This is a genomic window from Vreelandella sp. 2A-K22, assembly GCF_054065485.1.
The window spans coordinates 22,348-44,604 of the sequence record NZ_JBSUGC010000007.1; the positions used below are offsets into that span (position 1 = coordinate 22,348).

The 22,257-nt window shown below is 57.6% G+C and carries 21 protein-coding genes and 1 tRNA gene; 11 read left to right on the forward strand and 11 right to left on the reverse strand.

Translation table 11 applies throughout. From position 1 onward, the window contains the following. Positions 1-34 precede the first annotated feature (34 nt). From iscR to ACW17M_RS10970, 3 genes are all read right to left on the reverse strand, one after another. Entirely contained in the window at positions 35-502 is a 468-nt protein-coding gene (iscR, locus tag ACW17M_RS10960) for a Fe-S cluster assembly transcriptional regulator IscR (RefSeq protein WP_022520074.1), read from the reverse strand. Positions 503-580: 78 nt separating this feature from the next. Next, complete coding sequence (gene cysE / locus ACW17M_RS10965; protein WP_009288410.1) at positions 581-1,444, reverse strand: serine O-acetyltransferase; 864 nt, start codon at positions 1,442-1,444, stop codon at positions 581-583. A gap of 168 nt (positions 1,445-1,612) precedes the next feature. Then, complete coding sequence (locus ACW17M_RS10970) at positions 1,613-2,377, reverse strand: RNA methyltransferase (protein WP_457547378.1); 765 nt, start codon at positions 2,375-2,377, stop codon at positions 1,613-1,615. Positions 2,378-2,556: 179 nt separating this feature from the next. Between ACW17M_RS10970 and ACW17M_RS10975 the strand changes: the two genes are divergently transcribed. Beyond that, entirely contained in the window at positions 2,557-3,351 is a 795-nt protein-coding gene (locus ACW17M_RS10975; protein WP_009288412.1) for an inositol monophosphatase family protein, read from the forward strand. A 131-nt stretch (positions 3,352-3,482) separates the two neighbouring features. On the opposite strand, the gene secF is transcribed toward ACW17M_RS10975, so the two are convergent. The 5 genes from secF to queA all read right to left on the reverse strand — a co-directional run bounded on the left by secF (position 3,483) and on the right by queA (position 9,153). Further along, positions 3,483-4,409 carry a protein translocase subunit SecF gene (secF, locus tag ACW17M_RS10980; RefSeq protein ID WP_022520069.1) on the reverse strand — a complete coding sequence of 309 codons (927 nt, stop codon included), beginning with the start codon at positions 4,407-4,409 and terminating at the stop codon, positions 3,483-3,485. Positions 4,410-4,458: 49 nt separating this feature from the next. Next, on the reverse strand, positions 4,459-6,312 hold the full coding sequence (gene secD, locus ACW17M_RS10985; protein ID WP_342585072.1) for a protein translocase subunit SecD: 1,854 nt from the start codon (positions 6,310-6,312) through the stop codon (positions 4,459-4,461). Between the two features lie 132 nt (positions 6,313-6,444). Continuing rightward, positions 6,445-6,771 carry a preprotein translocase subunit YajC gene (gene yajC, locus ACW17M_RS10990; protein WP_007111584.1) on the reverse strand — a complete coding sequence of 109 codons (327 nt, stop codon included), beginning with the start codon at positions 6,769-6,771 and terminating at the stop codon, positions 6,445-6,447. A 135-nt stretch (positions 6,772-6,906) separates the two neighbouring features. Further along, a complete protein-coding gene (gene tgt / locus ACW17M_RS10995; RefSeq protein ID WP_027957421.1) occupies positions 6,907-8,028 on the reverse strand; it encodes a tRNA guanosine(34) transglycosylase Tgt in 1,122 nt (373 codons plus the stop codon). 93 nt (positions 8,029-8,121) lie between these two features. Next, the gene (queA, locus tag ACW17M_RS11000) at positions 8,122-9,153 is read right to left on the reverse strand and encodes a tRNA preQ1(34) S-adenosylmethionine ribosyltransferase-isomerase QueA (protein WP_457547379.1); all 1,032 of its coding nucleotides are present in this window, start codon (positions 9,151-9,153) and stop codon (positions 8,122-8,124) included. Positions 9,154-9,267: 114 nt separating this feature from the next. Here queA and ACW17M_RS11005 point away from each other — a divergent pair. Next, positions 9,268-9,354 (forward strand) — tRNA-Leu (locus ACW17M_RS11005). Positions 9,355-9,460: 106 nt separating this feature from the next. Here ACW17M_RS11005 and ACW17M_RS11010 read toward each other — a convergent pair. After that, positions 9,461-10,831, reverse strand: a complete 1,371-nt coding sequence (locus ACW17M_RS11010) for a glycosyltransferase (protein ID WP_427769262.1) — start codon at positions 10,829-10,831, stop codon at positions 9,461-9,463. A gap of 198 nt (positions 10,832-11,029) precedes the next feature. Here ACW17M_RS11010 and ACW17M_RS11015 point away from each other — a divergent pair, with 198 nt between their 5' ends. From ACW17M_RS11015 to ACW17M_RS11055, 9 genes are all read left to right on the forward strand, one after another. Continuing rightward, positions 11,030-11,797 carry an AraC family transcriptional regulator gene (locus ACW17M_RS11015; protein WP_457547380.1) on the forward strand — a complete coding sequence of 256 codons (768 nt, stop codon included), beginning with the start codon at positions 11,030-11,032 and terminating at the stop codon, positions 11,795-11,797. Between the two features lie 184 nt (positions 11,798-11,981). Continuing rightward, entirely contained in the window at positions 11,982-12,338 is a 357-nt protein-coding gene (locus tag ACW17M_RS11020) for a RidA family protein (protein ID WP_008959745.1), read from the forward strand. Position 12,339: 1 nt separating this feature from the next. Next, positions 12,340-13,275 carry a bifunctional Delta(1)-pyrroline-2-carboxylate/Delta(1)-piperideine-2-carboxylate reductase gene (gene lhpI, locus ACW17M_RS11025; RefSeq protein WP_457547381.1) on the forward strand — a complete coding sequence of 312 codons (936 nt, stop codon included), beginning with the start codon at positions 12,340-12,342 and terminating at the stop codon, positions 13,273-13,275. Between the two features lie 138 nt (positions 13,276-13,413). After that, the gene (gene dctP / locus ACW17M_RS11030) at positions 13,414-14,487 is read left to right on the forward strand and encodes a TRAP transporter substrate-binding protein DctP (RefSeq protein WP_027957416.1); all 1,074 of its coding nucleotides are present in this window, start codon (positions 13,414-13,416) and stop codon (positions 14,485-14,487) included. Positions 14,488-14,586: 99 nt separating this feature from the next. After that, a complete protein-coding gene (locus ACW17M_RS11035) occupies positions 14,587-15,132 on the forward strand; it encodes a TRAP transporter small permease (protein ID WP_027957415.1) in 546 nt (181 codons plus the stop codon). Further along, a complete protein-coding gene (locus tag ACW17M_RS11040) occupies positions 15,129-16,403 on the forward strand; it encodes a TRAP transporter large permease (RefSeq protein ID WP_041157569.1) in 1,275 nt (424 codons plus the stop codon). The genes ACW17M_RS11035 and ACW17M_RS11040 overlap by 4 nt, the downstream gene beginning before the upstream one ends. Positions 16,404-16,424: 21 nt before the next feature. Continuing rightward, complete coding sequence (locus ACW17M_RS11045; RefSeq protein WP_400673935.1) at positions 16,425-17,456, forward strand: histone deacetylase family protein; 1,032 nt, start codon at positions 16,425-16,427, stop codon at positions 17,454-17,456. Continuing rightward, positions 17,453-18,559 (forward strand): class II histone deacetylase, encoded by a 1,107-nt coding sequence (locus ACW17M_RS11050; protein WP_457547382.1) that lies wholly within the window; start codon positions 17,453-17,455, stop codon positions 18,557-18,559. Before ACW17M_RS11045 ends, ACW17M_RS11050 begins: the two co-directional genes overlap by 4 nt. Beyond that, a complete protein-coding gene (locus ACW17M_RS11055; RefSeq protein WP_457547383.1) occupies positions 18,556-19,509 on the forward strand; it encodes a branched-chain amino acid transaminase in 954 nt (317 codons plus the stop codon). Before ACW17M_RS11050 ends, ACW17M_RS11055 begins: the two co-directional genes overlap by 4 nt. Positions 19,510-19,664: 155 nt before the next feature. On the opposite strand, the gene ACW17M_RS11060 is transcribed toward ACW17M_RS11055, so the two are convergent. Together ACW17M_RS11060 and ACW17M_RS11065 are read right to left on the reverse strand one after the other, a co-directional pair. After that, positions 19,665-20,789: a pyridoxal phosphate-dependent aminotransferase gene (locus tag ACW17M_RS11060; RefSeq protein WP_457547384.1), complete on the reverse strand. Its 1,125-nt coding sequence runs from the start codon at positions 20,787-20,789 to the stop codon at positions 19,665-19,667. Positions 20,790-20,829: 40 nt separating this feature from the next. Next, positions 20,830-22,212, reverse strand: a complete 1,383-nt coding sequence (locus ACW17M_RS11065; RefSeq protein WP_457547385.1) for an FAD-binding oxidoreductase — start codon at positions 22,210-22,212, stop codon at positions 20,830-20,832. Between the last annotated feature and the right edge of the window lie 45 nt (positions 22,213-22,257).

Consider the following 22,257-nt stretch of genomic DNA (forward strand, 5'->3'; position numbering starts at 1 on the left):
GATCGATCAAGGTAATCGGGTTTGTGTCGTGGGGTCAGGGTGAAGAGGCGAGAATGCCTGCCTCGGCACGCTGTTTCTGTCGCGACGCAATACGTATGACATCAGGACGCAGCATCAGTTGTGCCAGGGTCATATCGTCAAGAAAATGGCGTATCTGCACGGAGAGCTCGCACCACAAATGGTGGGTCAAGCAGGTGTCACCCTGTTGGCAGTCAGAGAGCCCCTGGCAACGGGTGGCATCAACGCTTTCATTTACTGCGTCAATCACCTTTGAAACGCTAATCGCGTCCGCAGGCTGCGAAAGCAGATAGCCGCCGCCTGGGCCGCGCACGCTGTTGACCAAGCCTGCACGGCGCAGGCGAGCAAAAAGCTGCTCTAAATAGGAGAGCGATATCTCTTGACGCTGGGAGATATCGCTTAGGCTGGTCGGGCCGTTGTGGGCATGCAAGGCTAAATCGAGCATGGCGGTAACGGCGTAACGGCCTTTAGTGGTCAAGCGCATGGCAAGCCCCTCGACGCTGAAAGCTCAGCGCACTAACGGCAAATGTGCTGCCATTATGGGAAAACCTGAGTGCTTTGGTCAACCATTACGCGGCGGCAGCGTTTCTTCCTCGGCTGATGGTGGAGTGGCCGAGTGCTTGCCAACGCCGGTGCAGCCGGTATCGTTCTCGTCCAGAATATCGGCAAAATCTTCATCGCGCAGCGCCGGTAACTGGCCGTCACGGTAGTTGTCATCTAGCTTACGCAGGGTAGAGCACATGCGCTCAATGCGCTCATCCACGGCGTGCATATGGTCGAGCATTGCCTGCATCGAACGGGCTACGGGGTCGGGCATGTCCTGGCTGACGCCGTAGGCGTCAAAGCCAAATTTTTGGCAGATGGCTTCGCGTCGGGCGGGGTCGACATCCAGTGCTTCTTCCACATCGGGGTCGGCGCGTTTAACGATTTTACCGGGAATACCTACCACCGTGGCGCCCGGCGGTACTTCTTTGGTGACCACGGCATTAGAGCCAATTTTCGCTCCAGCGCCGACCGTAAAGGGCCCCAGTATTTTGGCGCCCGCACCGACAATCACGCCATCCCCCAAGGTGGGATGGCGCTTGCCTTTGTTCCAGCTGGTGCCGCCCAGGGTGACACCTTGATAGAGCGTTACGTTATCGCCCACCAGCGCCGTTTCGCCAATCACCACACCCATGCCGTGATCAATAAAAAACCGCCGACCAATCGTGGCGCCAGGGTGAATTTCAATGCCGGTGAGCCAGCGTGAAAACGTCGATAGCGTCCGCGCTAGCCACTTGAGGTTTTTTTTCCACAGCCAGTGGCCGCAGCGATGCAGCAGGAGGGCGTGCAGGCCAGGGTAGTTGGTCAGCACCTCAAGAAAGTTACGTGCGGCCGGGTCGCGGTCAAATACGCTGTTGATGTCTTCACGTAGACGTTGAAACATGAGGTGTTCCTTGGCGTTATAAAGGCGGCGTCTAGCTATTGAACTATTAGAACGGATTTTTGAAATATCGCCGGTTCTTGGAATATCAATAGAGAAATCACGTTAGCAGAATAGCGAAGTTGGGGCACGCAGCATCAACTTCAAGTTTAGCGTTTCCTGCCTAATAAATTACGGCTTGGGTGGCTTGGTGTTCGCCGCCTTTTCGGTAGCCGACAGAATTCCACGCAAAATATTCATTTCCATGCGTTCTGGGCGAGCGCGCAGGTACAAGCGGCGCAGTCTCGCCATTAGCTGTCGCGGCTGATCAGGGTCGTGGAAGTCAATACCAATCAGCGTGCGCTCTAAGTGCTCAAAGTAGCGCTCTAGCTCGGCGTGGGTGGCCAGATCATCGTCATCATTTGGCACAGTTGGAGGTGCATCCGCTTGGCCATCTGATTGGCTTAGCCACGCCATGCGACACTCATAGGTAAGCACCTGAACCGCTGCGGCCAAATTGAGTGAGCTAAAGTCGGCATTGGTAGGAATATGCACATGTGCGTGGCAGCGCTGTAATTCAGCATTGGTAAGGCCGCTGTCCTCGCGCCCGAATACCAGCGCCACGCGGGACTCAGCAGCCTGACACTCGGCGGGCAGCCAGTCAGCTAACTCCCGCGGTGAGAGCATCGGCCAGGGCAGAGTGCGTGAGCGTGCACTGGCGCCCACGGCCAAAGTGCAATCAGCTACCGCCTCTTCCAGTGAGGCATGCACACTGGCTTGATGAAGGAGGTGGTCAGCGCCGGAGGCACGGGAAATGCTGTCCTGGGTAATCACTTCACAGCGGGGGGCAACGAGGGCTAAATCTGTCAGGCCCATATTGTGCATGGCGCGTGCCACGCCGCCGATATTGCCGGGATGGCTGGTGCCGATAAGAACAATGCGAATGCGCTCAAGCATGATAAGGCTCGGTGAATAAAGAGGGTGGTTATTATCGCGTAAAGCGCGCAGTCTAGCATGAGTCGATGGCATGCCCGAGAGTGGTCTGCTAGAATTGCGCGCCAAAGGCGGCACCTGCGCCTACTTATGCTCTATGATTAGCATTACGTTCTTTAACATCACTGTCACAAGGCCCAACCATGAATCCGATGGTCCAATTTACGCTGCGCGCTGCGCGTAGCGCTGTTGAACACTTCCTGCGCGTGCGCGAACGTATTGAGAACGCGCACGATGAATTTAACCTTGACCGCCTGCTCGATGAGACAGCGCGCAAGGCCGAAGCGACGATTGTTCAGCAGTTGGAACGCGGTTATCCCCAGCACGGAGTTACCGGCCGCTTTACCCCGCACCGCGCGGGTGAAGGCGAAGGCGCGGATATCGTCTGGAAAATTGAACCGATGCACGGCTACTCCAATTTAGCCGTTGCCGGCAAGGGCTTTGCACTCTCAGTGGTGTGTCTTATCAAAGGTCGTCCCGAACACGCGGTGATTATCTGTCCGTTCGCCGACGACGAATATATCGCCAGCCGTGGCCGCGGCGCCCAGCACAACGACAAGCGCATGCGCGTTAGCAAGCCTACCGCCATCAGCGGTACGCGTATGGCCATGAGCCTACCTGAAGTTTGGCTGCGCCCGCGCAATTTACCTGCCTATTTGACCGTTTCCCAGCAGCTTGCCCCGCAGGTAGAGAATCTACTGGCCACCGGCTGTGGGCTGCTGGATTTGTGCGAGTTGGCCACTGGGCGAGTGGATAGCGCTTTTGTACTCGGCTTGGAAGAGCAGGATATGCTGGTAGGCACTCTGTTCCTGAAGGAGGCGGGCGCCTTGATGGGGACGCCGGACGGCCAGCCCACGGTGAAAGTGGAAGGGCAGCTAATGGCAGCCGGGCCGCGTCTCTATAAAGCGCTGATCAAGCAGCTCACGCCGCACTTTTAAGTAGCAATGCTAAGCTGTTAAAGATAAAAGCTTTACAGACGACCGTTTTTTTAAAGACAAAAAAAGCCCCTGCTGGATTCCCAGCAGGGGCTTTTTTGTAGGCTAAATAAGAGGAGTATAGAGATGCGCCGTTAAGGCAACTCTTCCTCTTCTTCGTCGAACTCTTTCTTGGTGGGAATCAAATCTTCCCGCGACAGCTTCAGTGGTAGCAGTAGCGCCGCAGCAATATAGATAGACGAGAACGTACCCACAACGATGCCGACCAGCAGCGCAATGGCGAAATTCTCAATCATATCCCCGCCCAATAGCAGCAGAGCGAGCAGTACCAGAATGGTGGTGCCCGAGGTTGCCAAGGTGCGCGAGAGCGTGGCGTTAATCGCTTCGTTGAAGATCTGCGGCATATCGTCGATACGCGAAGTGCGGATGGCTTCGCGGACGCGATCATAAACCACGATGGTATCGTTCAACGAGTAGCCGATAACTGCCAGGATGGCTGCCAATACGGTAAGGTCGAAATCGAGCTGAAACAGAGCGAACACGCCCACTACGATAATCACATCGTGCAGCAGTGCCAGCAGTGCGCCAATCGCAAACTTGTACTGAAAGCGGAAGGCCACATAGAGCATGACCACGCCGAGCGCTACCAGCAGACCCAAGCCACTCTGGTCACGCAGTTGGTCACCTACCTGGGAACCAACAAACTCAGAGCGAACAAGGTCAACGCTATTACCACTCGCGCGTAGCAGGTTTACTACCTCGCCGCCTACATCAGCGTCAAACGCCTGCTGGAGACGAATCAAGACTTCGGTTGATGCCCCAAAGGTTTGCACCGAGACATCTTGAAAGCCGCTCTCTTCGAGCAGCACACGAATAGCGTCCAGGGAGGGCGCAGCGCCGTAGCGCACCTCAATCAGCGTACCGCCAGTAAAGTCCAGCCCTAGGTTGAGCTGCTGGAACAGGATGGCGCCAATCGACACGATCAGTAACACAGCGGAGACGGCAAACGCGATGTTGCGCCGTCCCATAAAGTCGATTCGCAGGTGTGATAGGGGTTTCATTACCACCTCTTCAGTTCTGGGCTAAGCACGTGGTTTAAATTCATGCTTTTCAAATCCACAGCTTTTTGACGGGTTTGCTGCCATAGGCCAAGTTGACCATGGCGCGAGTCACCATCAGAGCGGTGAACAGCGACGTCAAAATGCCGATAGAGAGCGTGACGGCGAACCCTTTCACCGGGCCGGAGCCAATCGAGAACAGGATAACGGCCACCAGCAGTGTGGTGATGTTAGCGTCGACGATGGAGGTGAAGGCGCGCTCATAGCCGGCTTGGATCGCTTGCTGAACCGACATGCCGTTACGCAGCTCTTCACGTATTCGCTCGAAAATCAGCACGTTGGCATCTACCGCCATGCCCAGTGTCAGTACGATACCGGCAATACCTGGCAGCGTCAGCGTGGCGCCCAGCATCGACATCACTGCGACCAACAGCGTTAAGTTCAGCGCCAGGGCGATATTGGCAAACACGCCAAACACCTTATAGCGCACCAGCATAAACAGCACGACCAGCAGCAAGCCAATCTGTACCGAGAGCAGGCCCCGCTCAATGTTTTCAGCGCCCAGGCTTGGCCCAATGGTGCGTTCTTGGACGAAGTAGATGGGAGCCGCAAGGGAGCCCGAACGCAGCAGCAACGCCAGCTCAGCGGCTTCTGTCGGCGAATCCAAACCGGTGATCCGGAAGCTGTTGCCAAGCGCACTTTGAATAGTGGCCAAACTGATCAGGCCGCGCTCAACGTAAGGCTCGCGCTCAATGGTCTCTTCGCCCGTTTCCGGGTCGACCACCACGGTGTCTTCACTCTTATGCTCGATGAACAGCACCGCCATATTGCGACCAATGTTGGTGCGTGTGGCGCGGTTCATTAGCGTGCCGCCGGTGCCGTCCAGATCAATATTGACCTGCGGGCGACCATTCTCATCAAAGCTGTTGCTGGCACTGGAGACGCTATCGCCGGTAATGATCACGTCGCGCATTAGCTCGGCAGAGCGCGAAGGCTCATTTCGGAAGGTGAGGGTTTCCGTTTCGTTATCCGGCGTATCGTTGCGCGCTTCCAGGCGGAACTCCAGGTTCGCCGTTGCGCCGACAATACGCTTGGCCGCCACGGTGTCCTGGATGCCCGGCAGCTCCACCACGATCTGGTTGGGGCCTTGGCGCTGCACCATAGGCTCAGCCACGCCCAGCTCATTGACCCGGTTGCGTAGGGTGGTCAAGTTCTGGTTAATCGCGTAATCCTGAATTTCGTTTACCGACTGATCGCTAAGCGTCATTACCAGCGTTGAAGCGCGGCCATCGCCTTCACTGCTGTATTCAAACTCAGGAAAGTCACGGCTGATCAGGCTGCGGGCTGTGTCGCGGTCTTCGGCGCTGGCAAAATCGATCGACAGCGTGCGCTCCTCGATATCGGTATTACGATAGCGAATCCGCTCGTCGCGTAGCAGCTCACGCATGGCGCTGGCGTTGACTTCCAGGCGCTGGGTAAGCGCGGCTTCCATATCCACTTCGAGCAGGAAGTGCACGCCACCGCGCAAATCAAGGCCCAGCGTCATGGGGGAAGCAGAGAATGCCTGTAGCCATTCTGGCGTTGCTTCGGCGAGGTTTAGCGCTACCGTCGCATCATCGCCTAAAAGGTCAGCGGCAATGTCGCGAGCAGGCAGTTGATCGTCATCGTGGCGTAAACGAATAAGCCACTGCCCGTTCTCTTCTTCGAGGGCTTTGATCTCAATATCGTTTTCACTGAGCGCGGTTTCAACACGGTCTATCTGACGCGCATCCAGCGAGTCGCCTTGGGCGCTGCTAATTTGGATGGCGGGATCTTCGGGGAATAGATTGGGAAGCGAGTAGATAAGGCCAACCACCAGGACGACCAGTATCAGCAGATACTTCCACAGGGGGTAACGGTTGAGCATGCAAGCCCTGCCTTCAATTACAAACGGAATGCTGTGCACGGACACGCCGCGCACAGCAAAGTTCACCATCATTCATACCATGTCACCCCTGCCGGGGTGGCTGGCACTGGCTCGGCAGGGGTAATACAAGGTTTAGATGGACTTGATGGTGCCTTTAGGCAGTACGGCGGCAACGGCGTTCTTCTGCACGTTAACTTCGGTGCCTTCAGAGATCTCGATGGTCAGGAATTCGTCGCTCACCTTAGTGATACGACCTACCAAACCGCCGCCAATAACGATCTCATCGCCTTTGTCCAAGTTGGTGACCAGCTGCTTGTGCTGCTTGGCGCGCTTGGCTTGCGGGCGCCACAACAGGAAGTAGAAAATCAGCACGAAACCGACCAGCATGACGATTTGCGCAATACCACCGCCAGCAGCGGCTTCTTGGGCATGGGCTGGTGAGATGAAGAAATCCAGCATTGCAGAGAACTCCTGAGTTAGAAAAGCTTAGGTTTTTAGATGCTTGGTTTTTGAAAGCTTGGTTTTGAAAACATGGTTTTTAAAACATAGCCAAACAGTTTAAACCACGCGCCAAGGCGCGTGGCGATTAATTCGTCAGGGCTGGCTTAGCGGAGGCACTGGCAAGCCACGCCGTGCATAGAAGCCTTCCACAAAGGTCGTCAATGTACCCGCTTCAATTGCCGCGCGCAAATCGGCCATCACACGCTGGTAGTAACGTAAGTTGTGGATGGTGTTGAGCATCGAGCCGAGCATTTCATTGCAGCGATCCAAATGGTGCAAGTAGCCCCGTGAGAAATTCTGGCAAGTATGGCAATCGCACTCTTCATCGAGCGGGCGGGTATCAAAACGGTGCTTGGCGTTACGAATTTTGACCGTGCCTTCCGAGGTGAACAGGTGGCCGTTACGCGCGTTGCGGGTGGGCATTACGCAATCGAACATATCCACACCCCGGCGCACGCCTTCCACCAGGTCTTCGGGTTTGCCGACGCCCATTAGGTAGCGAGGCATCTCATCCGGCATCCAGGTGGGCAGGTAGTCGAGCACCTTGATCATCTCTTCTTTCGGTTCGCCGACGGAAAGCCCGCCAATCGCCAAACCATCAAAGCCGATTTCCAGCAGCCCTTTGAGCGAGCGTTCGCGCAGCTCTGGGTGCATGCCGCCCTGGATAATGCCGAACAGCGCGGAAGGTGAATCGCCGTGGGCATCCCGCGAGCGTTTGGCCCAGCGCAGCGACAGCTCCATGGATTTCTCGGCTTCGTCAAACGTGGCCGGGTAGGGCGTGCACTCGTCAAAGATCATCACCACATCGGAGCCCAGCGAACGCTGAACCGCCATGGACTCTTCCGGGCCCATAAAGACTTTGCTGCCATCCACCGGCGAGCGGAAGTGCACGCCCTGCTCGGTGATCTTGCGCGTCTCACCGAGGGAGAAGACCTGAAAACCGCCGGAGTCGGTCAGAATCGGTTTGTCCCACTGGGCGAAGTCATGCAGGTCGCCGTGAGCTTCAATCACCTCGGTGCCAGGGCGCAGCCACAGGTGAAAGGTGTTGCCGAGGATGATTTCGGCGCCGATCTCTTTGACGGAATCGGGCGTCATGCCTTTCACCGTGCCGTAGGTGCCTACTGGCATAAACGCCGGGGTCTCCACTGTGCCACGGGGGAAGTGGAGGCGGCCACGGCGCGCACGGCCATCGTCGGCCAGGCGCTCAAAGCGCATAAAGCATTCGTTTCGCATATAAAGTAACTCGTTAATCTCGTTCGTTTGGCGCGACGGGTGCAGGGCAAGCGGGTCAACAATCAGCAGCAATACCTAGCGGGTCAACAGCATGGCGTCGCCATAGCTAAAAAACGCATAGCGCTCGGCCACTGACCGTTGATAGGCGTGCATGATGGTGTCATAGCCCACGAAGGAGGACACCAGCATTAGCAGCGTCGATTCCGGTAGGTGGAAATTGGTAATTAAAGCATCCACGCAGCGCCACTGGTAACCGGGGTAGATGAAAATGTCGGTATCGCCACTATAAGGCGCGATCTGTCCGTCGCTACTTTTCATGCAGGCGCTTTCCAGGCAGCGCACGCTGGTGGTGCCCACTGCCACCACCCGCTTGCCTGCTGCCAGGGTCTCGCGCACTTGCTGGCAGGTAGCTTCCGTGACCTCAATCCACTCGCTGTGCATATGGTGTTCAAGGATGTTGTCGACGCGCACCGGCTGAAAAGTGCCCGCGCCCACATGCAGCGTCACAAAGGCACGGTTAATGCCTTTATCTGCAAGGGCGTCCAGCAGTGGCTGATCAAAATGCAGCCCGGCGGTCGGCGCCGCTACTGCACCATCACGCCGGGCATAGACGGTTTGGTAACGCTCACGGTCGCTGAGTTCGTCTTCCCGGGTAATATACGGTGGCAGTGGCATATGGCCGTGCTTTTCAAGCAGCGCGATCATCGGCGTATCGCCTAAAAAGCGCAGCTCGAACAGGGCATCACGGCGGCCTTCTACGATGGCGTGAATATCGCCCTCGAAAATCAGCTCGGTGCCGGGCTTCGGCGACTTACTCGAACGAATATGCGCCAAGCCACGGTGAGTATCCAGCGGGCGCTCCAGTAACATCTCCACTTTGCCGCCGCTGGCCTTATGGCCGTGCAGGCGCGCCGGAATCACCCGGGTGTCGTTAAACACCAACAGGTCGCCGGGCTCCAGAAGCTCAAGCAAATCGGGAAAGCGGCGGTGTTCCAGCGCGCCGCTCTGGCCATCCACGCACAGCAAACGGCAGTCGCTACGCTGTTCAGAAGGGTAGCGAGCAATTAATTCGTCGGGTAGTTCGTAATGAAAATCCGCGCGCTGCATGGCGTATAACTCTTAACGTTGATCAAACAGGCGGCATAGGATAGCGCTTTGGCTGCATAAAGTCAGTCAATGTGATTGACCTACCTCGACATTTACGTATAATGCGCAGCCATTGCCGGTGTGGCGGAATTGGTAGACGCAGCGGATTCAAAATCCGCCGCCTTTACGGGTGTGCCAGTTCGAGTCTGGCCATCGGCACCAACTTTAAAATCAGGCACTTAGGTGCCTTTTTTTGTGTCTGCAATTTGAGTTTTTCCCTCCTAAGTGCCCGAATGTGTCAACAAAGTGTCAGCGGAGAGTTCGGCGCTTACTTTCTCTCACTAGCCAAACGCTCAGCCGCGATCTGATGATAAAGACTCGCGAGTTCCGCACTTTTGGCATCTTCGTGCCAGCTAGCGGCGTAGGCTTGGGCGCGTTCGGCGAGCTGTTGGCGCAGGGTGTCATCGCTTAGCAGGCGGTTGACCTTGGCGGCGAAGTCGTCATGGTTATCCTCGGCGATTAGGCAGCCTTCTCCTTCTTTTAGTACATCCAGCGTGCCCATCATGGCGGTGGAAACCACTGGCGTGCCTAGTGCCATCGCTTCCAGCAGTACCAGCCCCTGGGTTTCCGTGCGTGACGCAAATACAAAAACGTCGGCGGCGCGGTAGGCGGCTTGCAGCGGGCCGCTGCGGTTGAGATAGCCGAGGAACAGCACCGATTCTGCCACGCCAACTTCCTGGGCGCGCCGGACAAGCGAGTCATGGGCTGGGCCTTCGCCGGTAATGATCAGCCGGGTGTTGGGGTGTTCGGCTAATACCTTGGGCAGCATATCGATCAGAAAATCGATGTTCTTCTCAAAGGCGGCGCGGCCTACATAGAGCAGCAGGCGCGCATCTGTAGGTAGATCGTAATGAGCACGAAAGTCGCTATCATCCTGGGCTCCCTGAGAGTGGCAGAACGACTCCAGCGACAAACCGGTGGGAATGACCGTGGAGGGCATGGTCACTCCGTAGCGGGTAAGGGCTTCCTGCATTGCTCGTGAAGGAGCGACCAAGGCGTCGAGCTGCTGGCACTGGCGCACTGAAAGCCGACGCGCGGCCAGCCTCAGCCAACGTCGTGGAAGCCAACGGATATAGTGGTGAACATACTCCTCAAACAGGGTGTGGTAGGTCGCTACCACTGGAAGCTCAAGCCGACGCCCCAGCGCTACACCGGCATAGTGGGCGGTAAAGGGGGTGTGGACATGAATAAGGTCAAAGGCTTCAGCGGCAAGCTGCGGTGCCAGGGCGATCAAGTCCCGGTAGCGCATCATGCGATCCTCCGGGTCGCCGGGTACCTGGCGCGAGCGGATGCGCAATACGCCCGGTTCGTCTACTTGGCCCACAGGATAATCGGGGCAGATCAGCATGACCGAGTGGCCCAAACGCTCAAGGGCGCTGCGAAAACTGGCGATAGAGGTGGAAACACCATTAACGCGGGGGAAGTAGACATCCGAAATCATCAGTATCTTCATACCCCTCAACGGCGTCTCGGTCGTTGACGCCGCTGAGTGAAGCAGCGTTAAAGTTGGCGCTAGTCGTGCTTCGCGTTCAGCTTTACGCTGTAGGTGTAGGGCATTGCCGTTGGCTAATTGAGTGAGGGCCGCGACTTCCTGGTCACTGAGAGGAGAGTTGAGAGAGGGGCGTCGGCGCTGTGGCATGTTGTTTTGACTCTTGTGGCAGCTTACGAATAAGCTATCTTGAGTCCATGACTGGCGGATGACAGCCAGCGCGCTTAGATAAATACCGTGCACTTACCGGGAAGAGCGTTAGCCCACAGTTGGCTTCACTCTCGCTTTTTGTTGCTTAGCCGTTTTATAGTGCTGGAATAGCATTCGATGTACAGACGGTACCCCACCATGGCCCATTTTGAGCTGCATAGCCGCAATTTAGCCCAAGAGCAGGTGGCCCATACCCACGACTTCCATCAACTTATTCTAGCTACCTGTGGTGTTACAGAGCTTTCGATGGAGGGGCAAGGGGAAAGGGTGACCGCCCGCCGTGGGTGTCTGATTCCCTCGTCGCGCCACCACGAGTACCAGGGCGATGGCAGCAATCGTACCTTAGTGTTGGATATACCCGTTGCCCAGTTAGCTTCGCTTGAGAAAGGCAGCGAGATTGAGCGCCTGTTCGATAAACCGCGTTTTTTCAGCGTCCCCCCCGCGTTAAACCAGCTTACCCACGCCCTGGCGAATCAGCTTGAACAGTGCCCCGCGCTACAGAACGAAATTGCGATTCTGCTGTTACGCGCGCTGACCATGTATCTGCATGACACCTCTTCCACAGCGGTTGGGCAGTTGGGCCAACACTGCATCAGCGAACGCCTGGATCTTGCGCGTTTGGATGCCTGGTTGGATCAGCACCTGGCCGATGAGATCCGCGTGGAGCAGTTAGCTGCTTTGTGTGCCTTGAGCCCAGGCCACTTTCACTCCTGCTTTCGCGAGCTGACTGGCGTAACGCCGCTGGCCTATGTACAGCGCAGACGCATAGAGCATGCCCGCACCTTGGTTCGCCATAGCACACTCAGCCTGGGGCATATCGCCATGCTGGTTGGCTTTCGCGATCAAGGCAGTTTTTCCCGCGCCTATCGGCGTTATTTCGAGCTTTCCCCTTCTTCAGATCGTTAGGCCCTCATCTGACCGCTAGCCCCTCGCCGAACCGTTAGTGATAAAATTTTCTTGCCTGCATGACTTGCGGGCAAATCTATCTCAGCTTCGGGCAAGTAATTTGCCTGCTAGCGCTTTAGTCTTTGACTAATCCCTTATATCAAGACCCTTTATATCAGCAGCACCGCTTTCAAGGAGCAACACCATGGGCGTTACCTATCAAGACAGCAATGCACGTATGAGCCAAGTGGCGATTCACAACGGCACCGTTTACCTCGCAGGCCAGGTTCCTCCTGATGCCACGGCGGATATGCGCGGCCAAACCGAACAGGTGCTGGCGCGTATCGATCAACTGCTAGCCCAAGCGGGCACCTCGAAAGAGCATCTGATCTCAGCGCAAATCTGGGTTACCAGCATGGCGGAGTTTGACCAGATGAACGCTGCCTGGGACGCCTGGGTCGTGCCCGGTCGCCCACCTGTGCGTGCAGCGCTTGAAGCCCAGCTCGCCAAGCCCGAGTGGAAAGTGGAGATCATGGTGGTAGCCGCGCTGCCGGAGGCCTGATATGCGGGTTGTTTCTGCCGAAGAGGTCACTCGCCACCTAACGTGGGATGGCTTGATCAAGCGGCTACACACGACGTTCGTGAATGGCGTGGAGTCTCCTCCCCGCCATCACCATGCGATGCACCGGCCAGATGGCGAAGCCACCATGCTGCTAATGCCCGCCTGGGAAGCGGCGGGTTACATCGGCGTGAAAATGGTCAACGTGTTTCCGCAAAACGCCGACCACGGTATCCCGGCGATCTCTGGGCTCTACTTGCTCAGCGAGGGCAAGCACGGCCAGCCGCTGGCCTGTATCGATGGCAGCGAGCTAACCCGGCGTCGCACGGCGGCGGCCTCCGCGCTGGCCGCTCAAGCCTTGGCCAATGAAAACGCAGAAACGCTGCTGGTGGTGGGTACGGGGAAGTTGGCGCCTATGGTGATCGAGGCCCACGCCAGCGTACGCCCCATCAAACGTGTGCTGATCTGGGGCCGCAATCCCAGTAAAGCGGCGGCGATTGCCGACGAGTACGCCGAACGCTTCGAAACCCATGTGGTGGAGGAATTAGCGGATGCTGTCGCTGAGGCGGACATCATTAGCTGCGTAACGCTCTCCAATCAGCCGCTGATTAAAGGTGAGTGGCTAACGCCCGGCACTCACCTGGATCTGATCGGCGCGTTTCGACCACAGATGCGCGAAACCGATGCACTGTGTCTGCGTCGCTCAGAGGTATTTGTGGATACCTACGCCGGTGCCAAAGGCGAGGCGGGCGACATCCTGCAAGCCATTGAAGAGGGCGAATTCCAGTTCGACCAGATTCAGGCGGAGCTTGCTGAGGTGCTAGCAGGGACTAGATCGGGGCGCTCCGCACCGGATGCCATCACGCTATTCAAATCGGTAGGGGCTTCGCTGGAAGACCTGGCCGCTGCCATTGAAGTGTGGGAGTCGCTTCTCGAATAACCATAGCTTTTTCAGGAGACATAGTTTTTTCAACAGATATGGTTTTTACAACAAAAATAGTAATCACCACATCGTCACCGATCAGGTGGCAACGCCAGTCATAACGAAGACCGACTAATAAACAAAATGAGGTGTGTTATGAACGCAAAAAAATCAGTATTTTTCGCCGCCCTGGCGGCGCTCCCGTTGGCTATTGCCAGCGCCAATGCCCAAGCGCAATCCTATGAAATGGTGATCGCCACGCAGTTGCCAGAGGATATGAGCAATAACGAAATCTATCCGGCGCTGGTGCATTTCAAGAACCTGGTGGAGGCGCGAACCGACGGGGATCTTGAGGTCACGATCTTCGGCGGCGGCCAGCTAGGCTCCGAGGTGGAAAACGGCTCGGAAGTGCAGGGGGGACGAACGCTACAGTCGACGATTATGTCTGCCGGGGCGATGTCATCCTTCTACGAAGACTACCAAGTAGTCACGGCGCCTTTCCTGTTTACCAACTGGCGTCAGGCGTGGAGTTTCTTTGATAGTGAATGGTTCGCCGACTTTATGTCCGGCACCGTCGAAGCCGCTGATATGCGTTATTTGGGCACCTTCGACGATGGCGGTGGCTTCGTCGCCTTCACTAACAACGTGCGCTTGATTGAGACCGTCGAAGATTTAGAAGGCCTCAATATTCGTACTGAAGAGAACCCCGCCCACGTGGCGATCATGCGCTCGCTAGGCGCTTCGGCCACCCCGTTGCCCTGGGGCGAGCTAATCACCGCGCTGGAAACAGGTCTTGCCGATGGCCAGTTCAATGCGCCGGTGCTCAACACCACCTTCAACTTCGATGCGGTGACTGACTACACCACGCTCACCGGGCATGTGTATAACAGCGCCCCCTGGGTGGTTAGTGAGTCCTGGTACCAATCGCTGCCCGAAGAGCATCAGCAAGCGGTGATCAGCTCCGCCCGGGAAGCGATTCAACTGAGCCACGGCATGTCTGGCGCACTGGCTACCGCAAGTTGGGTGGAGTCCTGTGAACGCTTTGAAGAGTGCTACCTGATGCCCGACGCTGAGCGTGAGCGGATGGCGGAAATTGCCCGTCCCGCTTGGCAGGAGTGGATCGTCGATGACTTCGGCATGGACGAAGCCCGCGTACAGGGGCTGCTTGACGAAGTTGAACGCGTCGGCCAGCAGTTGGCAGAAGACGACTACCGCATTTATGGCCAATAAAACCTAGGCCAATAAAGCTGGGTCAAAAAAACAAGGCCAATAACGGTTAGCGAACGATATACGCTGGGGCAATGTGAGGCCCCAGCGTGAGGAAAAACCATGGGCGTTTTAACTCCTTTGCGCCGCTTGAGCGATCTCGTCAATCAGGTGGCCATCGTGGTGTGTGTGGGCTGTATCCTGGCGATGCTGGGCATATCGTTCACTGCGTTTCTCTACAAGCTGATCACTGGCAGCACGCTTAGCTGGACCTACTCGCTGGCACGGCTGTTTCTGCCCTGGATCGGCTTTCTCTCCATGACGATTTCGCTGCGCTATGGCGAGCACGTCGCCATGACCCTGCTGGTTCGCAGCTTGCCCAGAGTAATGGTGCAAGTGGCTGCCGGGCTCTGCCTGGCGGTGATTGGCCTGTTTGCACTGATGCTGACGTGGTACGGCTGGGATTACTTCGCCAGTGCCACCCAGGTTTACATGGTCTCTGATCAAATTCGTATTCCCAGCAAGGTGACCGCTATCGTGGTGCCTCTCAGTGGCGTCCTCATGCTGCTGCATCTGGTGCATGGCTTTGCCCTGCTGGAGCACTTCATTGATGAGCAGGACGTGATTAGCGAACTCATCGACACCTCTGACGGGGAGCACCGCTCATGACTCCTGCAATTATTGCGTTTGTCGTGCTGCTGTTTATCGGCGCGCCGGTAGCGGTGGTGATGGCCATGTCGGGGTTGGCGGGTGGTTTTGCCATCGGCGGCGAGCGCATGCTCGGCATCATTGCCGACCGCATGTTCTCCGGCGTCTCCGGCTTTCTGCTGATCGCCGTGCCCTACTTTATTTTTACCGCTGAGCTGATGAACCAGGGCGGGCTGACCCACAAGCTGATCGCCTTCAATAATGCGCTGTTTGGCCGGGTGCGCGGGTCACTCTCCCATGTGAATATCTCGGTCTCGGTGTTCTTTGCGGGACTCACCGGCGCGGCGGTCACCGATACCGTCGCCATCGGCAAGATCATGATTCCCGAGATGAAAAATCAGGGCTACGATGCCGAATACGCCGCTGCGGTTACCGCCTGTTCCTCCATCATCGGGCCGATTATTCCCCCAAGCGTGGTGATGGTGGTATACGCAACACTGCTGCGGGATATTTCGGTAATTGACCTGTTTGCCGGAGGCATTATTCCTGGCCTGTTGATGGCGCTGGCGCTGCTGGGCGTCAGCTTCTTCCTGGCCTGGAAGCGCAACTACCCGAAACAGGCTCCTACACCCTTTAAGGCGGCCATCATTGCACTGTTAGTCGCGCTGCCTGCCATGGTGGTGCCGCTGATTATTCTTGGGGGGATTCTCTCGGGGCTCACCACGATTACCGAAGCCTCGGGCTTTGCGGCGGTTTACGCCATTGTGATTGGCGTGGTCTTCTACCGTAATCTTACCTGGCGCAAAATTTGGGATGCGCTGGTGACCACGGTGCGCTTCTCCGGCGTGGTGTTTTTTCTACTGGCAACCTCGGCGGTATTGGGCTGGTTCGTCACCCGCTCGGGCATCGCCAGGGATGCGGCCAGCATGATCACCACTTTCAGCGATGCGGCCTTTGTGCAACTGATGCTGGTGTGTCTGCTACTCTTGGTGATTGGCACGGTGATGGATGTGCTGCCCGCACTGGTGGTGATTGCCCCGGTGTTGGTGCCAGCGATGATCCAGCTGGGCTTTGACCCGCTCCACTTCGCGATCCTGATGATCGTGGTGCTCAATATCTCCAACGTGACACCGCCAGTGGGGATGACGCTGATGACCGCCGCGCGAATAGCCGAGGTGCCTTATGAACGGGCAATCGTGGCATCGCTGCCGTTTTACGTGTCGTTCCTGGTGGTGATTGTGTTGCTGGCGGCGTTTCCGGCGCTCTCTACCTGGATTCCGTCACTGCTGTAATTTAGCTAAGGACTGCGACCCATGAAGTGTTTTTATCACCCTGATCAGGCGTTGCATGCGCCGCCGACCTTTCTGCTGCGCGGCCAACCTGCGCCTTCGCCGGAAGGCCCGGTGCGCGCTGAACTGCTTACCCAAGGGCTGGCAACGGCAGGGCTGACCCTGTCCACACCTGCCGAGGCGGATTCGCCTAAGCTGCGCAAGCGCCTGGAACAGATTCATACGCCGCGCTACCTGACGTTTTTGGACACCATTTACGCTCGCTGGCAGGCGCTGCCGAATGCGGCGGAAGTGGTTGCGCCCAACATTCACCCCTGCGGTGGCGGCCACCACTACCCGCGCCACCCGATCGGGCAAGCGGGATGGCATTTGCACGATATGGCCTGCCCGCTAAGCGCGACCAGTTTTCAAGGCGCGCTGGCCTCGGCCGCTAGCGCTGAAGCTGCAGCAGAAGAGGTGCTTAATGGCGCGTCTACAGCCTACGCATTGTGCCGCCCGCCGGGTCACCATGCCGGGCCGGAGCGCGCTGGGGGCTTTTGCCTACTGAACAATTCAGCGCTGGCCGCCACGGTGCTGCGTGAACGCTTCGCCAAAGTAGCGATCATCGATGTGGATCTGCATCACGGCAACGGCACCCAGGATATTTTCTATCACCGCAGCGATGTCTGGACGGGCTCGCTGCACGCTGACCCTAGTGATTTCTACCCGTTTTTTTGGGGCGGTGCTGATGAAGAGGGCTTTGATGAGGGCGTAGGTGCTAACGTTAATCTGCCCTTACCGGTAGGCAGCGACGGGGAGGTTTATCTCGATGCCCTGGCGATTCTGATTGATCACCTACAGCGCTATGAGCCCGATGCCGTGGTGGTAGCGTTAGGCTTGGATGCCCACAAAGATGACCCGCTAGCGGGGCTTACGGTAGAGACCGAAGCATTTATTGAAGTGGGTAAACGCTTGGCAGCGCTCTCGTTACCCATGATGATTGTTCAGGAGGGAGGCTATCCCACCGAGCACCTAAGCGCCAACCTGACCGCTTTTATGCAGGGCTTCACGGCATGAGCAGAACCTGTTTCTATTGGCACGAACGCTGCTTTTGGCATGATCTGGGCGCGATTGGGGTATTTTCCGCGCCCGGTGAATTTTTACAGCCCCAAGCCGCCTCGGAAAGCCCGGAAAGCAAACGACGGCTGAAAAATATTCTTGAAGTCAGTGGGCTGATTGACGAGCTGAGCGTGGTTAAACCTCCTGCCGCTTCGATGGAAGATCTGCTGCGTTTTCATACCCCACGCTATTTGGATGAACTGCAGACAGGGGATAAAGCCCGGGGCGGCAACGGCGGCGACTGCGCACCTTACATGCCCGGCAGTTGGGCGGCAGCCACGCAGTCCGCTGGGCTGGCCATTGCCGCCGTTGAGGCTGTGGCGCAGGGCGAGGTGAGCAACGCCTACGCCCTATGCCGCCCGCCGGGGCACCATGCCGAAGCCGACCAGGGCCGTGGGTTCTGCCTTCTGGGCAATATCCCCGTGGCGGTAATGCGCGCCCGGGCCTTGGGGCAGGTTATCCGTGTGGCGATACTCGATTGGGATGTTCACCACGGCAACGGTCAGCAGGCGGCGTTTTATGGCGAGCCCAATGTGTTGACCGTTTCACTCCATCAAGCGGCGAACTACCCGCTGGAAACCGGCAGCTTTGACGAGCAGGGCGAAGGCGCTGGCCTGGGTGCCAACCTCAATCTGCCGCTGCCACCGGGCTGCGGGCTAGGCGCCTATGCCTACGCCATGGAAAAACTGGTGCTGCCTGCGCTGGAAGCCTTTAACCCCGAGCTAATCCTGGTGGCCTGTGGTTACGACGCCTGCGCTAAAGATCCCTTAGGCAAAATGCTGCTCAATAGCCAAGCATTCGCCACCATGACCGCTCAGCTTAAAGCGCTGGCCGAGCGCTGCTGTGGAGGCAAACTGGTATTTATTCACGAAGGCGGCTATTCGGAAGGCTATGTGCCGCTCTGCGGCCACGCGGTGATCCAAACCCTGGCAGGCAGCGCCACTGCCGTACCCGACCCGCAAAACGATGAAATTGCCGCTTGGGGCTATCAGGCCCTGCAACCGCACCAGCAGGCCTTGATGGATAGCTGGAGCCAACAGTGGGAGCAAGCAAACCGATGACACCGCTTTATGATCGCGATGGCTGGATTTGGCAGGACGGCGAGTGGCGCGCCTGGCGGGACGCCAAAGTGCACCTCTTTACCCATACGCTACATTACGGCATGGGCTGTTTTGAGGGAGTGCGCGCCTACGCTGGCCCCAGCGGCACGTATCTATTTCGTGCTGCTGAACATACCCGCCGCTTGGCAGAAAGTGCCCATTCGCTGGATATGCCGCTACCGTTTAGTGAAGCGGAGCTGATTGATGCCCAGCGCGAGTGCCTGACCAAAAATGGCCTGAGCAATGCCTACCTGAAACCTACCGTGTTTTTTGGTGCAGAAGGTTTAGGACTACGCGCCCAGGGGCTGACTACCCACGTCATGGTGGCCGCCTGGGATTTGGGGCCCTACATTTCACCCCAGGCCGCCACCCACGGTTTGCGCGCGCTGACCTCTTCCTGGGCGCGCCATCATGTCAATATCAGCCTGTGTCGGGCAAAAACCAACGGCCACTACGTCAACTCGATACTGGCGCTGAATACGGCGATCAAGGCTGGGTTCGATGAAACCATCATGCTCGACCCGGAAGGCTATGTGGCTGAAGCCTCGGCGGCTAACGTCTTCTTGCTCCGCGATGGCGTGCTGCACACCCCGGAAGTGACGTCCTGCCTGCAAGGTATCACCCGGGATAGCGTGATTCAGCTGGCGCAAAAAGTGCTGGGTATTGAAGTGCGCGAGCGGCGGATCACTCGTGATGAGCTCTACACTGCCGATGAGGCGTTCTTAACCGGCACCGCTGCCGAAATACTTCCGCTTCGCGAGCTGGATGGGCGTCGCATTGGTGGACGTGTTGGCGCACCACCCGTCAATGAACCCATCAGCCCCGACAGCGTCACTGCTCAACTGCAGGGCTTATATCGCCAGGCGGTGCGCGGCGAGCTGGACGATTTCAGGCATTGGTTAACGCCTTAGGGCTATTGTGGCGGGCAATCAGCATGCCCCGGTGCGAGGGCAGGTTTCCGCGAGGGCGCTGTGAACCCGTCCATGGGCGCTACTTTTGTCATCCATGACAAAAGACTCTCGCTCCAACCTGCCCTCGCACCTAGCGATCAAATTCACTAATTTAATCAGGCGTGCTCTTTAATAGCCTGTTCAAGGGCTTCCAATCTTCCCGGCTCCAGCGCTGCTTGTACCGCCGTAATGCGTATTACATTGGCCAGCTCAGGGTGCGCGAGTCGAGCGACTAAAACGCCTTCGGCGAGCAGTTGCTGGTGTACCTCGGCAGCGAGGTCGGCGCTGGGCAGGCGGATGCCGATAAAGTTGGTGGCGCTGGGCAACACATCGGCCCCTAGGGCGCGAAAGTGCTCCGCCAACTGCTCCCGGCGGGCTTTTACATCAGCAACGTGCTGGTGCACTTCGTCAGGATGGTCGAGTACCACTTCCGCTGCGGCCAGGGTCAATGACGATACCGCGTAGTGAATGCGCACCTTCATCATCATCGCCAGTACTTCAGGGTCGGCGATGGCGTAGCCAATGCGTAGGCCCGCCAGACCGTGAGCCTTGGATAGCGTGCGTAGGCGAATCACTCCCGGTATTGCTTTAGCAGCGAACTCGCTACCCGCGTCATCGCGGAAATCCCCATAGGCTTCGTCCAACAACAGCCAGCAGGTATCGGGCAGCGCATCGCGCAGTTTGAGGATGGCGCTGTCGCTATGTAAGTGGCCGCTGGGGTTGTCCGGGTTGGCCAGATACACCAGCCGCGCGTTTTCCTGATGCGCCGTTGCTATAAGGGCTTCCAGATCGGGGGCTAGCACGCCTGGCGCTTCATAGTAGCTGGGTTCAATCAGGCGGCAGCCCTGGCCTCTGGCAAAATAGCCCAAGGTGGGGTAGGTACCTGCAGTGCTCACCACGGTTTCACCCGGTTCGCAGGTGGTGCGCAGGGCCAGGGCGATTAAACTATCGGCACCGGCATCTACCAGCATCGTTTCCAGCGGAATACCTTGCTGAGCACTCAAGCGCTGGCGCACGCCCAGCGCTTCGGCATCGCCGTAGCAGTAAACGTGTTCGGCCAGGGCATCGCCAAAGTGTTCGCGCAGGGCGCGGTGGGGCATATCCAGGCCTTCGTTAGAGCCCAGCCGGTGGGGGATCTCCTTGCCAATGCGGCGCTCTAATACTTTGATACCTGGGAAGGGGTTATGCGGGCCTTCCCCAGTTAAGTGCTCGGGATAACGGGGCGTACTTTGGCAAGGCATGGTAAGTCCTAAAACAGTGTTAATGAGTAACTTGAAACGTTTATTGAAGCACTTTTCCGCGATTAAGCAGATTAAGTGGGTCGAGCGCTTGCTTGAGGGTATGCATCAGCTCGATCTCGGCACTGGAGCGACAGGTGCTCAGCCAGGGGCGTTTCTCCAGGCCAATGCCGTGTTCTGCGGAGACTGAACCGCCCAGTGTGGCCAGCGGCTGGTAAACCATGGCTTCAACCTCTCGCCGAACTTCGATCTCAGCACTCCCCACGCTAACGGAAATATGCAGGTTGCCATCGCCGAGATGGCCAAATACCACCAGTTTCGCCTCTGCCCAGCGCTGGGTTAGCTGCGCTTCCAAGGCATTGGTGTAGCGCTGCATATCGGCAATCGGCAGGCTGACATCGAAGGTAAGCACCGGCGCCAAGCCTTTGACCAGCCCCTCAATATCCTCACGAATCGCCCATAGCCCATCGCGCTGGGTAGTCGACTGTGCAATCACCGCATCGACAATCAGCTCGCTCTCTAACGCGCTTTCTAATGCTTCGCTGAACTGAGTGGCATTGCGCTCGGCGTCGCTGCCCAGTGAATCAATGATCACATAAAACGGGTGCTCGGTGGCAATCGGCGGGGTGTGGCGGCCCAGGGTTTCAGTGAGCAGCCGGTAGTGGTTTTGCCACATCACCTCAAAAGCACCCAGGCTGCCGCCAAGCGCTTTGCCCATATGGCTGAGCAGCCCGGTAAGCGCCTCAAATGAAGGGCAGGCCACCATCGCCGTTTGCTCGCTGGGGGTCGGTGGCTGCAGGCGCAGTACCGCGCGGGTCACAATCCCCAGGGTGCCTTCGCTACCGATAAACAGCTGCTTCAAATCGAAACCGGCGTTATTTTTCAGCATGTGGTTCATGGAGCTAACCACCCGGCCATCGGCCATGACCGCTTCCAGGCCGAGCACCTGCTGGCGCATCATGCCGTAGCGAATCACCCGCACGCCACCGGCGTTGGTGGCGATATTGCCGCCAATGGTGCAACTGCCCCGAGCGCCGAGATCCAGCGGGAACTGCAGACCGACCTCTTTCGCGGCTTCTTGAACCCGCTGCAGCGGTGCCCCCGCCTGCACGGTGAGGGTGCCGCCCACTTGATCAATCTCTTCAATCGCGCTCATACGTTCCAGAGAAATCACCAGCTCATCCGGGCTAGCCTCTGCACCGTGCACCAACCCGGTTAATCCGCCGTGGGTGACCACCGGCTGCTGCAACTCATAGCAGGCGCGCATCACTGTGGAAAGCTGCTCGGTATCCGCCGGGCGAACAATCGCCCCAGCCTGGCAGGGCGCACCGGTCATCCAATCCACGCGGCGGCTGTGCACATCGTCGCCGGTTAATACATGGCCAGGGCCAACAATGGCGCGCAGCGCCTCCAGGGTTATTTGCATGTGTTTTCCTTAGCTTGTCTTTCTCATTTTTTCTTGCCTATCCGA

What these genes read in the sequence shown, in the direction of transcription:
- iscR (WP_022520074.1), bottom strand. Translation starts at nt 502, where the DNA reads ATGCGCTTGACCACTAAAGGCCGTTACGCCGTTACCGCCATGCTCGAT.
- cysE (WP_009288410.1), bottom strand. Translation starts at nt 1,444, where the DNA reads ATGTTTCAACGTCTACGTGAAGACATCAACAGCGTATTTGACCGCGAC.
- ACW17M_RS10970 (WP_457547378.1), bottom strand. Translation starts at nt 2,377, where the DNA reads ATGCTTGAGCGCATTCGCATTGTTCTTATCGGCACCAGCCATCCCGGC.
- ACW17M_RS10975 (WP_009288412.1), top strand. Translation starts at nt 2,557, where the DNA reads ATGAATCCGATGGTCCAATTTACGCTGCGCGCTGCGCGTAGCGCTGTT.
- secF (WP_022520069.1), bottom strand. Translation starts at nt 4,409, where the DNA reads ATGAAACCCCTATCACACCTGCGAATCGACTTTATGGGACGGCGCAAC.
- secD (WP_342585072.1), bottom strand. Translation starts at nt 6,312, where the DNA reads ATGCTCAACCGTTACCCCCTGTGGAAGTATCTGCTGATACTGGTCGTC.
- yajC (WP_007111584.1), bottom strand. Translation starts at nt 6,771, where the DNA reads ATGCTGGATTTCTTCATCTCACCAGCCCATGCCCAAGAAGCCGCTGCT.
- tgt (WP_027957421.1), bottom strand. Translation starts at nt 8,028, where the DNA reads ATGCGCTTTGAGCGCCTGGCCGACGATGGCCGTGCGCGCCGTGGCCGC.
- queA (WP_457547379.1), bottom strand. Translation starts at nt 9,153, where the DNA reads ATGCAGCGCGCGGATTTTCATTACGAACTACCCGACGAATTAATTGCT.
- ACW17M_RS11010 (WP_427769262.1), bottom strand. Translation starts at nt 10,831, where the DNA reads ATGCCACAGCGCCGACGCCCCTCTCTCAACTCTCCTCTCAGTGACCAG.
- ACW17M_RS11015 (WP_457547380.1), top strand. Translation starts at nt 11,030, where the DNA reads ATGGCCCATTTTGAGCTGCATAGCCGCAATTTAGCCCAAGAGCAGGTG.
- ACW17M_RS11020 (WP_008959745.1), top strand. Translation starts at nt 11,982, where the DNA reads ATGGGCGTTACCTATCAAGACAGCAATGCACGTATGAGCCAAGTGGCG.
- lhpI (WP_457547381.1), top strand. Translation starts at nt 12,340, where the DNA reads ATGCGGGTTGTTTCTGCCGAAGAGGTCACTCGCCACCTAACGTGGGAT.
- dctP (WP_027957416.1), top strand. Translation starts at nt 13,414, where the DNA reads ATGAACGCAAAAAAATCAGTATTTTTCGCCGCCCTGGCGGCGCTCCCG.
- ACW17M_RS11035 (WP_027957415.1), top strand. Translation starts at nt 14,587, where the DNA reads ATGGGCGTTTTAACTCCTTTGCGCCGCTTGAGCGATCTCGTCAATCAG.
- ACW17M_RS11040 (WP_041157569.1), top strand. Translation starts at nt 15,129, where the DNA reads ATGACTCCTGCAATTATTGCGTTTGTCGTGCTGCTGTTTATCGGCGCG.
- ACW17M_RS11045 (WP_400673935.1), top strand. Translation starts at nt 16,425, where the DNA reads ATGAAGTGTTTTTATCACCCTGATCAGGCGTTGCATGCGCCGCCGACC.
- ACW17M_RS11050 (WP_457547382.1), top strand. Translation starts at nt 17,453, where the DNA reads ATGAGCAGAACCTGTTTCTATTGGCACGAACGCTGCTTTTGGCATGAT.
- ACW17M_RS11055 (WP_457547383.1), top strand. Translation starts at nt 18,556, where the DNA reads ATGACACCGCTTTATGATCGCGATGGCTGGATTTGGCAGGACGGCGAG.
- ACW17M_RS11060 (WP_457547384.1), bottom strand. Translation starts at nt 20,789, where the DNA reads ATGCCTTGCCAAAGTACGCCCCGTTATCCCGAGCACTTAACTGGGGAA.
- ACW17M_RS11065 (WP_457547385.1), bottom strand. Translation starts at nt 22,212, where the DNA reads ATGCAAATAACCCTGGAGGCGCTGCGCGCCATTGTTGGCCCTGGCCAT.